General features: G+C 70.6%; 15 protein-coding genes. 7 read left to right on the forward strand and 8 right to left on the reverse strand.

Annotated features, from left to right (window positions below):
* The first annotated feature begins 52 nt into the window (after window positions 1–52).
* A complete protein-coding gene (locus OHA25_RS00595) occupies window positions 53–601 on the forward strand; it encodes a hypothetical protein (RefSeq protein ID WP_327585718.1) in 549 nt (182 codons plus the stop codon).
* A 4-nt stretch (window positions 602–605) separates the two neighbouring features.
* Here OHA25_RS00595 and OHA25_RS00600 read toward each other — a convergent pair whose 3' ends face one another.
* On the reverse strand, window positions 606–1199 hold the full coding sequence (locus OHA25_RS00600; protein ID WP_327585719.1) for a DUF7711 family protein: 594 nt from the start codon (window positions 1197–1199) through the stop codon (window positions 606–608).
* Window positions 1200–1260: 61 nt separating this feature from the next.
* Window positions 1261–1650 carry a winged helix-turn-helix transcriptional regulator gene (locus OHA25_RS00605; protein ID WP_327585720.1) on the reverse strand — a complete coding sequence of 130 codons (390 nt, stop codon included), beginning with the start codon at window positions 1648–1650 and terminating at the stop codon, window positions 1261–1263.
* A gap of 63 nt (window positions 1651–1713) precedes the next feature.
* On the opposite strand from OHA25_RS00605, the gene OHA25_RS00610 reads away from it, so the two are divergent.
* From OHA25_RS00610 to OHA25_RS00620, 3 genes are read left to right on the forward strand one after another with little or no spacing between them, the layout of a single operon-like run.
* A complete protein-coding gene (locus OHA25_RS00610) occupies window positions 1714–2127 on the forward strand; it encodes a YybH family protein (RefSeq protein WP_327591218.1) in 414 nt (137 codons plus the stop codon).
* 32 nt (window positions 2128–2159) lie between these two features.
* Window positions 2160–2498: a YciI family protein gene (locus tag OHA25_RS00615; RefSeq protein WP_327585721.1), complete on the forward strand. Its 339-nt coding sequence runs from the start codon at window positions 2160–2162 to the stop codon at window positions 2496–2498.
* Window positions 2495–3739 (forward strand): RNA polymerase sigma factor, encoded by a 1245-nt coding sequence (locus tag OHA25_RS00620; RefSeq protein WP_327585722.1) that lies wholly within the window; start codon window positions 2495–2497, stop codon window positions 3737–3739. The genes OHA25_RS00615 and OHA25_RS00620 overlap by 4 nt, the downstream gene beginning before the upstream one ends.
* 60 nt (window positions 3740–3799) lie before the next feature.
* Here OHA25_RS00620 and groL read toward each other — a convergent pair whose 3' ends face one another.
* The 3 genes from groL to OHA25_RS00635 all read right to left on the reverse strand — a co-directional run bounded on the left by groL (window position 3800) and on the right by OHA25_RS00635 (window position 6842).
* Window positions 3800–5419 carry a chaperonin GroEL gene (gene groL, locus OHA25_RS00625; protein WP_327585723.1) on the reverse strand — a complete coding sequence of 540 codons (1620 nt, stop codon included), beginning with the start codon at window positions 5417–5419 and terminating at the stop codon, window positions 3800–3802.
* Between the two features lie 72 nt (window positions 5420–5491).
* The gene (gene groES / locus OHA25_RS00630; RefSeq protein WP_043623565.1) at window positions 5492–5803 is read right to left on the reverse strand and encodes a co-chaperone GroES; all 312 of its coding nucleotides are present in this window, start codon (window positions 5801–5803) and stop codon (window positions 5492–5494) included.
* A gap of 181 nt (window positions 5804–5984) precedes the next feature.
* Window positions 5985–6842: an NAD-dependent epimerase/dehydratase family protein gene (locus tag OHA25_RS00635; RefSeq protein ID WP_327585724.1), complete on the reverse strand. Its 858-nt coding sequence runs from the start codon at window positions 6840–6842 to the stop codon at window positions 5985–5987.
* 89 nt (window positions 6843–6931) lie between these two features.
* On the opposite strand from OHA25_RS00635, the gene OHA25_RS00640 reads away from it, so the two are divergent.
* The 3 genes from OHA25_RS00640 (at window position 6932) to OHA25_RS00650 (ending at window position 10816) form a co-directional block, all read left to right on the forward strand.
* Window positions 6932–7432, forward strand: coding sequence for a MarR family winged helix-turn-helix transcriptional regulator (locus tag OHA25_RS00640; protein ID WP_327585725.1), 501 nt, complete (start codon window positions 6932–6934; stop codon window positions 7430–7432).
* 68 nt (window positions 7433–7500) lie between these two features.
* Window positions 7501–8664, forward strand: a complete 1164-nt coding sequence (locus tag OHA25_RS00645) for a class I SAM-dependent methyltransferase (protein WP_327585726.1) — start codon at window positions 7501–7503, stop codon at window positions 8662–8664.
* 196 nt (window positions 8665–8860) lie between these two features.
* A complete protein-coding gene (locus tag OHA25_RS00650) occupies window positions 8861–10816 on the forward strand; it encodes a hypothetical protein (protein ID WP_327585727.1) in 1956 nt (651 codons plus the stop codon).
* Window positions 10817–10854: 38 nt separating this feature from the next.
* Here the strand turns inward: OHA25_RS00650 and tsaD are convergent, their stop codons facing one another.
* The 3 genes from tsaD to tsaB are packed head-to-tail and all read right to left on the reverse strand — an operon-like array spanning window position 10855 to window position 12966.
* The gene (gene tsaD, locus OHA25_RS00655; protein ID WP_327585728.1) at window positions 10855–11886 is read right to left on the reverse strand and encodes a tRNA (adenosine(37)-N6)-threonylcarbamoyltransferase complex transferase subunit TsaD; all 1032 of its coding nucleotides are present in this window, start codon (window positions 11884–11886) and stop codon (window positions 10855–10857) included.
* Entirely contained in the window at window positions 11879–12310 is a 432-nt protein-coding gene (rimI, locus tag OHA25_RS00660) for a ribosomal protein S18-alanine N-acetyltransferase (RefSeq protein ID WP_327591219.1), read from the reverse strand. The genes tsaD and rimI overlap by 8 nt, the downstream gene beginning before the upstream one ends.
* 11 nt (window positions 12311–12321) lie before the next feature.
* Window positions 12322–12966 (reverse strand): tRNA (adenosine(37)-N6)-threonylcarbamoyltransferase complex dimerization subunit type 1 TsaB, encoded by a 645-nt coding sequence (gene tsaB / locus OHA25_RS00665; RefSeq protein WP_327585729.1) that lies wholly within the window; start codon window positions 12964–12966, stop codon window positions 12322–12324.
* Window positions 12967–13002: the final 36 nt, after the last annotated feature.

The following is a 13002-nucleotide window of genomic DNA, read 5'->3' on the forward strand; positions in this document are numbered from 1 at the left end:
CACCCACTGCCGGTTTACTCCATTAATCCACCTTTTCCGCCCACTTCTCCCCATGTCCGACCAGGTCACCCCGTGCGAAGGACTCGGCGATGAGGGTTCGGCGCCGGTCCGCGTGCCGCGCTACGCGGCGGGAATCATCAGGAGGGAGAGGCCCCTCAGCGCTCTACGGGAGGCGCGGATCGTCATGCATTGGCACGCCTACCAGTGGACGGGTGCCGGCGCCGATCGCGACAACGAGGCCGAGCGGCGGCCGGATTCGCCCGACTTCCGGGCGTCCGCCCTGCCCCCGATGCGGACGGGCGATTGGCTGGCCAAGCCCGCCTCCCGGATCGCGGCCACCTTCGACGACGTCGAGGCGGCGGTCGACTGGCTCGCGGCCGCGTACGGCGACATAGGCGACGCACTCCTCGTCCCCGACCGCATCCCCTTGGAGGATCGGCTGGCCGGGGCCAGGGACCTGCTGCCGCGCGGTGTGGACGTGCAGTGGGGCGAATGGCTGCAGGGTGGCCGGTTCGCCACCATCGGCATGATCTGCTGCCCGAACCGGCACGCTGCCCATCCCTGCCCGATCCGGCGCAGCGCCGGGGTGGCCGCCCTATAAAGGATCATTCATCGCGGGCGTCGAGCAACTCCAGATACCCCTGAACGGCCTCCCACAGGTGATGCTCCGGATACCGGCCGATCCCCCGGTGCTCTCGCCGCCACTGCCGCTCCCAGTACGAGCGATGCACGGCACGCAGGTGCTCGAGAGCCGCTTCGAGCTCGCCGGCGACCTGCGTGCGCTCCTCCTCGGCTCCGGCCGTCACCCGGCGCAGCCGATCGAAGCGCCGCTCGCCCAGCGCGTCGAGCACACCCCTGTCGGGCCCGTCCAGCGACCAGAACCGGACCGGCCCCCGAATGACGTGGTTCCACACCGGATCCCGGAAAGACCGCCAGTAGTAGGCGATGCCGCCCTTGTCCAGCCGCAGGAAGTCGACCAGCCACGGGGTGCCGGGCGGTTGAGAGCCCCAGGTCACTTCCTCCGGCGGCAGGTTCAGTACGAAGACGGCCTCGATGTGATCAATGGGATCGGCGCCCTCCAGCAGGTCACCGAAGACGTACGCCTCGCGCAGGAACGGCTGCGCCGCCGGCACCCGTCTGGTCTGGTCACACGCCTCGGCGAGCATCCGCACCCTCTCGACCGCCCGCCGGTACTGCATCGTGCGCCCCCTCCTCACGTTCGGCTCGCGACCAGCGTACGAGTTGCGCTCGGCGACGCGGCTACAGCGGCGGCTCCTGCTGGGTGGCGCCCCAGTCCCAGAGGGCTTGGAGGACGGGGCCGAGGCGGCGGCCGTGCGGCGTCAGCCTGTAGCGAGTGCGGGGCGGCCAGCCGGGCTCCCGGCGCCGATCCACGACGCCTGCTTCGGCAAGATGGGCCAGCCGATCGGACAGGACCTTGTCGGACAGCGCGGGCAGCACCCGGCGAAGTTCGGTGAACGTGCGCTCGCCCTGCAGGAGCTCACGAATCACCAGAGTCGTCCAGCGGCCCCGCAGGGCGGCGAGGGTGATCTCGACCGGGCAGGACGAGGTCGGTTCGGTGACGGCCGCGCGCGGGTCGTTGGGCAGGCCCGGGCGGGTCGTGGGACGGTGACCAACCGTTTGGTGAGTCACGAAGGCGCCTCCTAGCGTTGCCGCGTCCCCTACTTCTACCTTCTGGAAGGACATGCGTTGAGAATGCGAGAACTCGCCGAGCGCCCGCAGGACGTGCCGCTGGTGTTCGCGGAGCGGTTCAACAGCGGCGATCCGGCGGCGGTGGCCGAGGTGTACGAAAGCGGAGCCGTGTTCGTGCCCGAGCCGGGCACTCCGCTGACCGGGACGGAGGCTCAGGTGGCCAACGCGCGGTTCGTGGGTCTCGGGGTGCCGATCAGCGTCCGGCCCCGGCACGTCTACGCCACAGCCGACATCGCGCTGCTGATCGTGGACTGGCTCATCGAGGGCACCGACCGCGACGGGCAGCCGGTACGCATCGAGGGCACCGCCACCGACGTGGCCCGTCGCGGTCCGGACGGGCGCTGGCGGTACGTCATCGACAATCCCTTCGGCACAGAGCTGTCGAATTCCGGCCGGCCGTCCGACATAAGGGTGTAGGTACGAAGTCCACCACTGAAAGGAAGACCCCTGTGGCCCAGTACGCGATCCTCCTGTACGCAAAGGCCCCCGCCGATGCCGACGATCTGACCCCCGAGCAGCGCGAGGCGCACCAGCGGCACGCCGACGAGCTGGGCGACGCCATGCTCACGGCGTTCGCGCTCCAGCCCAGCACCACCGCCACCTCCATCCGCGGCGACGCCGTCACGGACGGGCCTTTCGTCGATGCCAAGGAGGTCGTCGCCGGGATCTGCGTGATCGAGGCCCCGGACCTGGACGCCGCCCTGGAAATGGCCCGCCGCAATCCCATCACCCAGCTGGGCGGCGGCGTCGAGGTGCGGCCCGTGGCGAGCGGGTTCGTCAGGGGATGACGGACGTCGAAGCGGCGGTCGCGGACGCGCACCGCCGCCGGTGGGCCCTGGTCCTCGCTTCCACGGCGCGCGTGGCCGGGGACCTGGACCTGGCCGAGGAGTGCGTGCAGGAAGCGTACGCCGCGGCGCTGACCGGCTGGGCACGCGACGGCATCCCTGACAACCCGGCGGCCTGGCTCACCACCACGGCCAGGCGCCGCGCCATGGACGCGGTGCGGCGCGAGCGGGTGTTCCGCTCGAAGCTGCCGCTGCTGATCGAGCCCGAGCCGGAGGAGCCGGCGGACGAGGACGACATGAACGGACCCGAGGACGCGGTGCCGGACGAGCGGCTGCGCCTGGTCTTCATGTGCTGCCACCCGGCGCTGGCGCAAGAGGCGCAGCTGGCGCTCACCCTCAGGCTGGTGTGCGGGGTGTCCACCGGGGACATCGCCCGCGCGTTCCTGGTGCCGGAGACGACGATGGCCGCCCGGCTGACCCGGGCGAAGAAGAAGATCTCGGTCGCCAGGATCCCGTACCGGGTGCCGGGCGCGGCGGCGTTGCCCGACCGGCTGCGCGGGGTGCTCGGTGTGATCCATCTGCTCTTCACCACCGGGTACACCGCGCCGTCGGGCGCGTCGCTCATGCGTACGGACCTGATGGACCAGGCGCTGCACCTCGCGCGCATGCTGCGCGAGTTGATGCCCGACGAGCGGGAGGTGTGGGGGCTGCTCGCCCTGCTGCTGGTCACCGACGCCCGGCGGGCCACCAGGGTGGACTCCCGCGGCCGGTTGCTGCGGCTGGAGGAGCAGGATCGGTCGCGATGGAACCGGACCGCGATCGCCGAGGCGCACGAGCTGATCGTGGGCGGCCTGCGCGGCGGGCGGCCGGGGCGCTATGTGCTGCAGGCCGCGATCGCGTCCCTGTACGCCGAGGCGTCGGCTTACGACCGGACGGACTGGCCGCAGATCGTGACCTTGTACGACGAGCTGCTGAAGGTATGGCCGTCCCCGGTGGTGGCGCTGAACCGCACGGTGGCCCTGGCCCGCGTCTGCGGCCCGGCGCAGGCTCTCGCCGAGGTGGAGGAGCTGGAGAAGGACACCCGCCTCGCGGGATACCAGTATCTGCCCGCGATCAAGGCGGACCTGCTGCGCGAGCTCGGCCGCACCGAGGAGGCGTCGGCCGCGTACCGGAAGGCACTGGAGCTCACCACGAACGAGGCCGAGCGGGAGTTCCTGACCGGACGCCTCGCGGAGCTCCGGTAGAACGCCGTACGGCCCGCGTCCCATGCGCATGGGACGCGGGCCGTACGACGGACGGACGGGTCAGTGGCCGTGGCCGTGACCGTGGCCCTGGCCGGCGGCCGGGGCCTCCTCCTCGGGCTTGTCCACCACGAGCACCTCGGTGGTGAGCAGCATGCCCGCGATCGAGGCCGCGTTCTGCACGGCCGACCGCGTGACCTTCACCGGGTCGATGACGCCCTGGTCGAGCAGGTTGCCGTATTCGCCGGTCGCGGCGTTGAGGCCGTGACCAGGCTGCAGCTCGGCAATCTTGTGGGTGACCACGTAGCCCTCGAGACCGGCGTTCTCGGCGATCCAGCGGGCCGGCTCGACCAGCGCGCGGCGGACCACGCCGACACCCGTGGCCTCGTCGCCCGACAGACCGAGGTCGTCGAGGTCCTTGGAGACGTGGATGAGCGCGGAGCCACCGCCGGAGACGATGCCCTCCTCGATCGCGGCGCGCGTCGCGGAGATCGCGTCCTCGAGGCGGTGCTTCTTCTCCTTGAGCTCGACCTCGGTGGCGGCGCCGACACGCAGCACGCACACACCGCCGGCGAGCTTGGCCAGACGCTCCTGCAGCTTCTCGCGGTCCCAGTCGGAGTCGGACTGCTCGATGGCGAGCCTGATCTCCTTGACGCGGTCCTCGATGGCCTGCTGGTCACCGGCGCCGTCGACGATGGTCGTGGCGTCCTTGGTAACCACGATGCGGCGGGCCTGGCCGAGCACCTCGAGACCGACATGCTCCAGCTTGAGACCGACCTCCTCGCTGACGACCTGGCCGCCGGTGAGGATGGCCATGTCCTGCAGCATCGCCTTGCGGCGGTCGCCGAAGCTCGGGGCCTTGACGCCCACGGAGGTGAACGTGCCGCGGATCTTGTTGGTGACCAGGACGGCCAGGGCCTCGCCCTCGACGTCCTCGGCCACCACGAGCAGCGGCTTCTTCGTCTGGGCGATCTTCTCCAGCAGCGGCAGGAAGTCCGCGATGGAGGAGATCTTGCTCTGGGTGAGCAGGATGTAGGCGTCCTCCAGGACGGACTCCATCCGCTCGGGGTCGGTCACCATGTAGGCCGACAGGTAGCCCTTGTCGAACTGCATGCCCTCGGTGAACTCGAGCTCCATGCCCATGGCGTTGGACTCTTCGACGGTGAGGACACCGTCCTTGCCCACCTTGTCGAACGCCTCGGCGATCAGGTCGCCGATCTGCGCGTCCTGAGCGGAGATCGTGGCGACATTCGCGATCTCCTTCTTGTCCTCGACCGGGCGGGCGCTGGCGAGCAGCTTGTCGCTCATCTCCTTGGCGGCCTTGTCGATGCCGCGCTTGAGCGACAGCGGCGAGGCGCCGGCGGCGACGTTGCGCAGGCCCTCGCGGACCATGGCCTGGGCCAGGACGGTCGCGGTGGTGGTGCCGTCACCCGCGATGTCGTTGGTCTTGGTCGCCACTTCCTTGGCGAGCTGGGCGCCGAGGTTTTCGTAACGCTCCTCCAGCTCGATCTCACGAGCGATGGTCACACCATCGTTCGTGATCGTCGGCGCACCGAACTTCTTGTCGATGACGACGTTGCGGCCACGCGGGCCGAGGGTTACCTTCACGGCGTCCGCGAGGGCGTTGACGCCGCGCTCAAGCGCGCGGCGGGCGTCCTCGTCGAACTCCAGGATCTTCGCCATTGCTGAAAGTCCTCTCCTAGCGTCGAAAGCCCCGGTCGCCCTGAAGAGCGCCCGGGGCTCGACACATCCGGCTTACTTCTCGATGATCGCGAGAACATCGCGGGCGGAGAGCACGAGGTACTCCTCGCCGCCGTACTTGACCTCGGTGCCGCCGTACTTGCTGTAGAGGACGATGTCGCCCTCCGAGACGTCGAGCGGAATCCGCTTGTCTCCGTCCTCGTCCCAGTTGCCAGGGCCCACCGCGAGGACCTTGCCCTCCTGCGGCTTCTCCTTGGCGGTGTCTGGAATGACCAGACCGGAAGCGGTCGTCTGCTCAGCCTCAAGCGGCTGAACCACGATGCGGTCGCCGAGCGGCTTAACGGGAACCTTAGTGGCGGTCGTCACGATCGGACCTCCCCTTCAGATATGAATGATCTAGAAGAGGCGACCAGCTGGGCCTGCCGTCGCGGGTGTCAGACCTGCCTCGTCGCACGTTGGCACTCTCAAGGTGAGAGTGCCAACAGGAAACATATGCAAGAGGGGCTTGACAGTCAACACGAACGCGTCTGCTCAGAGCGATCAGGCCTCATTCGGCGTACGAACCCCGCGTGAGGTCGGCCAGGATGCCGGGCCGGACGGGGCTCCAGCCGAGGGCCTGGCGGGTGCGCGCCGCGCCGACCCGCTGGCTGATCGACAGCGCGTGCGCGAAGCCCTCCCCGAGCAGCTCGGCGGCCTCCTCGAGCGGCCAGGGCTCGGCCGCCTCCTTGACGCCGGCCGACCTGGCCGCCGCCTCGGCCACGGCGGCCACGGGCACGGCCTCCTCGCTGACGGCGTGGTAGACGGTCGCCACGCCCTTCTCGACCGCGGTCACGATCAGCTCGGCCAGGTCATCCACGTGCACGAACGTCCACGTCGGCGCCTCGCCGCCGGCCGAGACGTACACGCCGGTCCCGCGCTGGGCGGCCTGGCCGCGCAGCAGCGCCGGGATGCCCGCGCCGCGCCCGTGCACGACGCCGGGGCGCACCACGGAGCCGCCGCCGTCGAGTATCAGCCGCTCCACCTCGTGCCGGTACGCCACGAGCGGAATCGGATTCGCCGGGCTGTCCTCGTCCGCGCCGTCGGTCTCGCCGAGCACCCAAACGCCGCTCACATAGACGACCCTCTTGCCCGACCCGGCCAGAGCGGCGATGGTCGCCAGGTCGGTGCCCTGCTCGCCGGTCAACTGGCCCGCGTGCACGATCGCGTCGATGTCGGGGGTGATCGCGGCCTGCAGGGTCAAGGCGTCCGCCAGGTCTCCGTGCCGCTCCTCGGCCGCGGCCGGCACCCGTCTGGCTCCGCCGGCCGCGGGCCGTACGAACGCCGCCACCTCATGACCCCGCTCGATCAGCCGCTCCACCACGGCCGCGCCGATGTAGCCCGTTGCCCCAGCGACCAGCACCTTCATTGTCCCACCTCAAAAATTTCGACATTGAACATTTCCACGCAGAAGGTATAACACGCCGTCAAACATTTCAATGTCGTACGATTAGCCGCATGGACGACGTGGTCGACGCGATGCTCGGACAGTGGGCGTGCGCCCGGCCCGACGTCGACGTGTCCCCGCTGGGTGTGATCGGCCGGGTGTCGCGGGCGTCACGGCTGCTGGAGCGGGGGGTCAAGGAGTTCCTGGCCGAGCACGGGCTGGAGGCGTGGGAGTTCGACATGCTGACCACGCTGCTCAGGAGCGGCGATGACGCCACCATGTGCATGAAGGACGTGTCGGCGGCCGCCATGATCAGCCCGGGCGCGCTCACCAACCGAATGGACCGCCTGGTGGAGCGCGGCCTGGTGGAGCGCCGGCCGGCGCCGGACAACCGCAGGATGACGCTGGTCACGCTGACGGACGAGGGGCGGCGGGTGGCCAACGACCTGCTGGAGCGGCACACGGCCAACGAGGACCACCTGCTGTCCGGGCTCTCCGCCCCCGACCGCGACGCCCTGGCCGGCCTTCTCCGCAAGCTCCTCCTCTCCCTCGGCGACACCGCACCCGTGTGACATGGCCGCGCCCCGAGGTCGCGGGAGCCGTCTCGAGGGGTCTCGAGGGCGCGATAACGTCGTGTGACGTGGACCTCGACGCGTTCAACGAGCTGCTGACGACGCGCGGCCAACGGGCGCTGGCCGAGGCCGGTGAGCTCACCGGCGCGGACCCGGTCGCCGCCGCCACGAAGCTGCGCAAAACGTACGACGCCCCCCTCACCTCGGCCGCGCTGACCCAGGCCGGCCTGCGAGAACGCGCCAAGGCCAAATTCGGCGAGGACGCCCGGGGGATGTACTTCACGCACCATGGCCTGGAGCAGTCCACACGGGCGGAGGTGGCGGAGCACCGCGCCCGCCGCCTGGCCGGGGCCTCGGTCGTCGACGCCTGCTGCGGCATCGGCGGCGACTTCCTGGCACTGGCCCGCGCCGGCTGCACGGTGACGGCCGTGGACATCGACCCCCTGACGGTCGCCGTGGCCAGAGCCAACGCCGAGGCGCTCGGGCTGGCCGACCGGGTGACGGTGACCATTGGGGATGCGGCCGCCGTCCGGCCGGAGGACTACGACGTGCTGTTCGCCGACCCGGCACGGCGGACGAGCCGGGGCAGGACGTTCGACCCCCTGGCTTACTCGCCGCCCTGGCCCGTGGTGCTCGGCCTGGTCTCCAGGGCCGAGCGGGCCTGCCTCAAGGTCGCACCGGGCATCCCGTACGAGTTCATCCCGGCGCAGGCCGAGGCCGAGTGGGTCTCGTACAAGCGCGAGGTCAAGGAGGCCAGCCTCTGGACCGGGACCGGGGAGCGGCCGACCCGCCGCGCCACGCTGCTGCCCGGCGGTCACACCCTGACCTCCGCCGACGTCAGGGCCCCGGTCGGCGCGATGGGACGCTACATCTACGAGCCTGACGGCGCCGCCATCCGGGCTCACCTCGTGGGCGAAGTGGCTGAGCTGGTCGGCGGCCGCCTGCTCGATCCGCTGGTGGCGTACATCGCGGCCGACGAGCCGGTGGACACCCCATGGGCCTCGAGATACGAAGTCGAGGACATCATGCCGTTCTCGCTGAAAAAGCTACGTGCGGCCCTCCGTGAACGGCAAATTGGAAATGTCACCATCAAAAAACGCGCCTCCGCCCTCGACATCGAGCGCCTGCGCCAAGATCTGCGACTCAATGGGGAAAAGTCGGCAGTAATCATCTTGACGCGGATCATGGCGCGGCCATATGCCCTCATCTGCGACACCTCCCCACCTGCCTGAACAGGGAAACCGGCCATTCTTGCGTTAACCGCGATCTTTCAATTTCAGCCCTGACGGACCTTGATCGAAAGGCTAAGGTGGACGGGCGGGAGTTCTCCCCCGAATGCGGTTACCCGCGTTCTCGCCTTTTCATCTGCAAACCGGACCTACCCCACCGCTGCGCGGCAGACCGTCGGCGACGCGAAGGAGCCTTTCGGTGGACAATTCCAATCACACCACCCTTCTTCTTCAGGCAGGAGGCCACTCCCCCATCTCCGAAAGGATGCGCGACCTGCTCCAGCGCGCCGCCCAGGATCACGTCTACGAGCAGCGCACGCAGGGCGCCGTGCTCGACGAGATCCGCCAGCGGCTCGAGGGCATGGAGTGGCTGCTTCGCGAGGTACGCGAGCGCGAGCTGGGCGGTCTGAGCGGCACCCTGGAGTCGGTCAACGGGCGGCTGGAGGACATCACCATCAAGCCGCCGATGTGGGCGGAGGGCCTGGCCCAGCACGTGGAGGCGGTGCGCGACCACGTCGACGCCGTCGACGAGCGCGTGGGCCAACGCCTGCAGTCCGTGCTCGACACCACCGATGGCATCACCAAGGGCATGTCCGATTTCGCCACACTGCTGGCCGGCCTCAACGCCAGCATGGAAGCCGCCGCCAGCCGCTTCACCAGACTCGACAAGTCGGTGGCCGAGCTCGTCACTCGGACCGACCGGGTGGAGTCGGCGGTCGGCGCGCTGTCCGAGGACGTCAACGATCGGCTGGCCGGCGCGGTCGAGCAATTGGCCGGCAAGGTAGACGCGGCCGAGCAGCGCCTGACGACCCGCCTGGAGGCGACCGGCGAGCACCTGACCTCCCGGCTGGACGAGACCGACCAGAGCCTCACCCTCAGGCTCGACGACACCCACCACCGCCTGACCACCAAACTGGACGAGGCCGACCGCCGCCTCACCACCAAGCTCGACGAGACCGACGAGCGGCTCACGGCCCGGTTGGAGGAGAGCCACCGGCACCTGTCCGCCCGGCTCGAGGAGGCGGACCAGCAGCTGTCAGGCCGCCTCGACGCGGCGGACGAGCGGCTGTCCGGCCGGCTCGACGCGGCGGACGAGCGGCTCACCGCACGCCTCAAGGAGGCCGACGCGCAGCTCAACGACCGCCTGACCGACGTCGAGCAGCGCCTCACCACCCGGCTCGACGAGACCGACCAGCACCTGGCCGTGCAGCTCGGCGAGAGCGAGCAACGCCTGGCCGTGCAACTCGGCGAGAGCGAGCAGCGCCTGACGGCCAGGCTCGACGGCGTGGACTCCAGGCTCGATCGGGTCGAGGGAAGGTTGCACGGGCTCGACACCAAGCTCACAGGGTTCGACACCAAGCTCACGGGGTTCGACACCAAGCTCACGGGGTTCGACGGCCGGCTGGAGTCCGCCGACGAGTGCCTGGCCGACATCGACGCCAGGCTCGACGGCCTCGACGGCAGGATGGGCGGCGTCGACAAGCGGCTCGGGGGCATGGACGGCCGGCTCGGCGCGGTGGACGAGCGGCTGGGCACCATGGACGGCCACCTGGGCAGGCACGATGACCGTTTCGACAGGCTCGACGTACGCATCGACACCCGCTTCACCGCGCTGGACGAGCGCGTGGCCGCCACCGACCAGCGCCTGGGCGAGACCGCCACGCGCAACGAGGGCCGCTTCAACCGGCTCGACAGCCAGATGGACGCCATGGACGAGCGGCTCAGCGAGGCCGAGGAGCACCTGAGCGACCGCTTCGACGCGATCGACGGCCACCTCAGCGGGCTCGACACCCGCTTCAACGGCCTCGCCACCCACATGAACGGCCTGGCCACCCGCGCCGAGCAGGCCGGCGCTCATCTGGAGGCGGTGGACGACCGCATCGAGGCCGTCAACCAGCGTGTGGGGCGGCTCCCCGCGGCCCTGGGCTCCGAGCTGCAGTCGCAGGCAGGCGAGCAGGCCGCACGCCTGGCCGCGGCCGCCGACACGCTGACCGACCTCGTCAGGTCCCGTCCCGACCGCGACGAGCTGGCCCAGACGGTCACCGGCATCGTCGAGCCCGCGGCCACCGACCTCACCAAGCGCCTGAGCGCCCTGGAGGAGACGATGCTGGTCCTGGCCGAGGCGCTGCTGCGCCCCAGCAGGTCCAAGGACTGAGTGCCGGTCTGCGCTCGCGCGCCCTGGGCGTGCGGGCGTCAGACGTGGACCGTGGTGATCGGCAGGGAGGAGTCAGCCGGGATCTCCAGGCTCGACGGCGCGACACCGGCCACGACCAGGTCAGAGCCCAGCGCCGCGACCATGGCCCCGTTGTCGGTGCACAGCCCGGGACGGGGCACCCGCAGCCGCACTCCGGCCGCGTCGCACCGCTCCTGGGCCAGCGCCCGCAGCCGGGAGTTGGCCGCCACGCCGCCCCCGATCAGCAGGTCCGCCACGTCGTACTTCCGGCACGCCTGCAGCGCCTTGCGGGTCAGCACGTCCACCACGGCCTCCTGGAAGGAGGCGGCCACGTCCGGCACGTGGATGGACGCGCCCGCCCTTTCGCGGGCCTCGATCCAGCGAGCCACGGCCGTCTTGAGCCCGGAGAAGGAGAAGTCGAGCGTGCCGTCGTCGATCTTGCCGCGCGGGAAGGCGATCGCCGTGCCGGAGCCCTCGCGGGCGGCCCGGTCGATGTGCGGGCCGCCGGGGAACGGCAGTCCCAGCACCCGCGCCACCTTGTCGAACGCCTCCCCGGCCGCGTCGTCCACGGTGGAACCGAGCGAGATCACGTCCTCGGCCACGTCAGGCACGAGCAGCAGCGACGAATGACCGCCGGAGACCAGCATGGCGATGCACGGCTTGGGCAGCGGGCCGTGCTCCAGCTGGTCGACGGCGACATGGGCGGCCAGGTGGTTGACGCCGTAGAGCGGGACGCCGAGGCCGAACGCGTAGGATTTGGCCGCCGCGACCCCGACCAGCAGCGCGCCCGCCAGCCCAGGACCGGCCGTGACGGCGATGGCGTCGAGGTCGGTGAGCTTGAGCCCGGAGGCGGCCAGCGCGGCCTCCACGGTCGGCGTCATGGCTTCCAGATGGGCGCGGGAGGCGACCTCGGGCACCACGCCGCCGAACCTGGCGTGCTCCTCCATGCTGGAGGCAATGGTGTTGGCCAGCAGCGTGTGGCCCCTGACGATGCCGATGCCGGTCTCGTCACAGGACGTCTCGATGCCCAGGACCAGTGGTTCGTCAGCCATCCAGGTTCCTTCTCATCATGATCGCATCGGTGCCGTCGTCGTAGTAGCGGCGGCGGGTGCCGATCTCCTCGAAACCGAAATGCCGGTAGACGGCCTGTGCGCGCGGGTTGTCGGCGCGTACTTCGAGGAAGATCTCCCGCGCTCCCCTGCGGCTCGCCTCGGCCAGCAGCTCGGTCAGCATCGCGCTGCCGATGCCGGTGCCCTGGTGCTTCTCCAGCACCGCGATGGTCTGCACGTCGGCCTGGTCGGCCGCGGCGGCGAGCCCGGCGTAGGCGACGATCTCGTCATCGACCAGCGCCACCACGTAGTGGCGTGAGCGCGGCATGTCGGCCAGCTCGCCGCGCATCATGCTCTCGCTCCACGCGTCGAGCGGAAACGTGGCCCGCTCGATCTCCATGACGGCCGGCAGGTCGGCCTCGGTCATCGGCCGGAGCTTCACGCCGTCACCCTCTTGGGCGCCCCTGGCACCACGGCGTCGGGCCGGCGTAGATAGATCGGGCGGGGCGGGTCGAGCGGAGTGCCCTCCGCGAGCCGCTCGGCCGCGAGGGACGCCAGGGCCCCGGCGTACGGGTACGGCGGACCGGCGCTCTGCCCGAAAGCCTCGGGATAGAGCTCGGCACCGGCTCCCACCACCGACAGCCCCTCCGCCGGCACCTGCGCGGGCCGCTCCACGAACGGCCCGTCGAGCCTGGTGCGCATGTCCGCGTAGCGGGCCCAGAACACCTCTTTGCGCCGCGCGTCGGTGGCCACCAGGAACGGCTCGGCGAGCCCGCTGCCGTAGGCGACCGCGTCGAGCGTGCACATGCCGTACGCGGGCACGCCCAGCGTTGTGGCGAGCCCCTGAGCGGTCATCAGCCCGACGCGCAGCCCGGTGTAGGGCCCCGGGCCGCTGCCCGCCACGATGGCCGTCACGTCGCGCAGTGTCGCGCGCGCCTCGCCCAGCACCCGCTCGATGGTGGGGACGAGCAGCTCGCCGTGGCGCCGGGCGTCGATCGTCGTGGACTCGGCGAGCACGCGCTCCCCGTCGTGGAGCGCGGCGGTGACGGCAGGCGTCGCGGTATCAAAGGCCAGGACCAGCACGACTGTTTAGCCTACCTGCAGGAGCCGTCTCAACCG

It is taken from the genome of Nonomuraea sp. NBC_00507, assembly GCF_036013525.1.
Classification (GTDB): domain Bacteria; phylum Actinomycetota; class Actinomycetes; order Streptosporangiales; family Streptosporangiaceae; genus Nonomuraea.

What these genes read in the sequence shown, in the direction of transcription:
- OHA25_RS00595 (WP_327585718.1), top strand. Translation starts at nt 53, where the DNA reads ATGTCCGACCAGGTCACCCCGTGCGAAGGACTCGGCGATGAGGGTTCG.
- OHA25_RS00600 (WP_327585719.1), bottom strand. Translation starts at nt 1,199, where the DNA reads ATGCAGTACCGGCGGGCGGTCGAGAGGGTGCGGATGCTCGCCGAGGCG.
- OHA25_RS00610 (WP_327591218.1), top strand. Translation starts at nt 1,714, where the DNA reads ATGCGAGAACTCGCCGAGCGCCCGCAGGACGTGCCGCTGGTGTTCGCG.
- OHA25_RS00620 (WP_327585722.1), top strand. Translation starts at nt 2,495, where the DNA reads ATGACGGACGTCGAAGCGGCGGTCGCGGACGCGCACCGCCGCCGGTGG.
- groL (WP_327585723.1), bottom strand. Translation starts at nt 5,419, where the DNA reads ATGGCGAAGATCCTGGAGTTCGACGAGGACGCCCGCCGCGCGCTTGAG.
- OHA25_RS00635 (WP_327585724.1), bottom strand. Translation starts at nt 6,842, where the DNA reads ATGAAGGTGCTGGTCGCTGGGGCAACGGGCTACATCGGCGCGGCCGTG.
- OHA25_RS00640 (WP_327585725.1), top strand. Translation starts at nt 6,932, where the DNA reads ATGGACGACGTGGTCGACGCGATGCTCGGACAGTGGGCGTGCGCCCGG.
- tsaD (WP_327585728.1), bottom strand. Translation starts at nt 11,886, where the DNA reads ATGGCTGACGAACCACTGGTCCTGGGCATCGAGACGTCCTGTGACGAG.
- rimI (WP_327591219.1), bottom strand. Translation starts at nt 12,310, where the DNA reads ATGACCGAGGCCGACCTGCCGGCCGTCATGGAGATCGAGCGGGCCACG.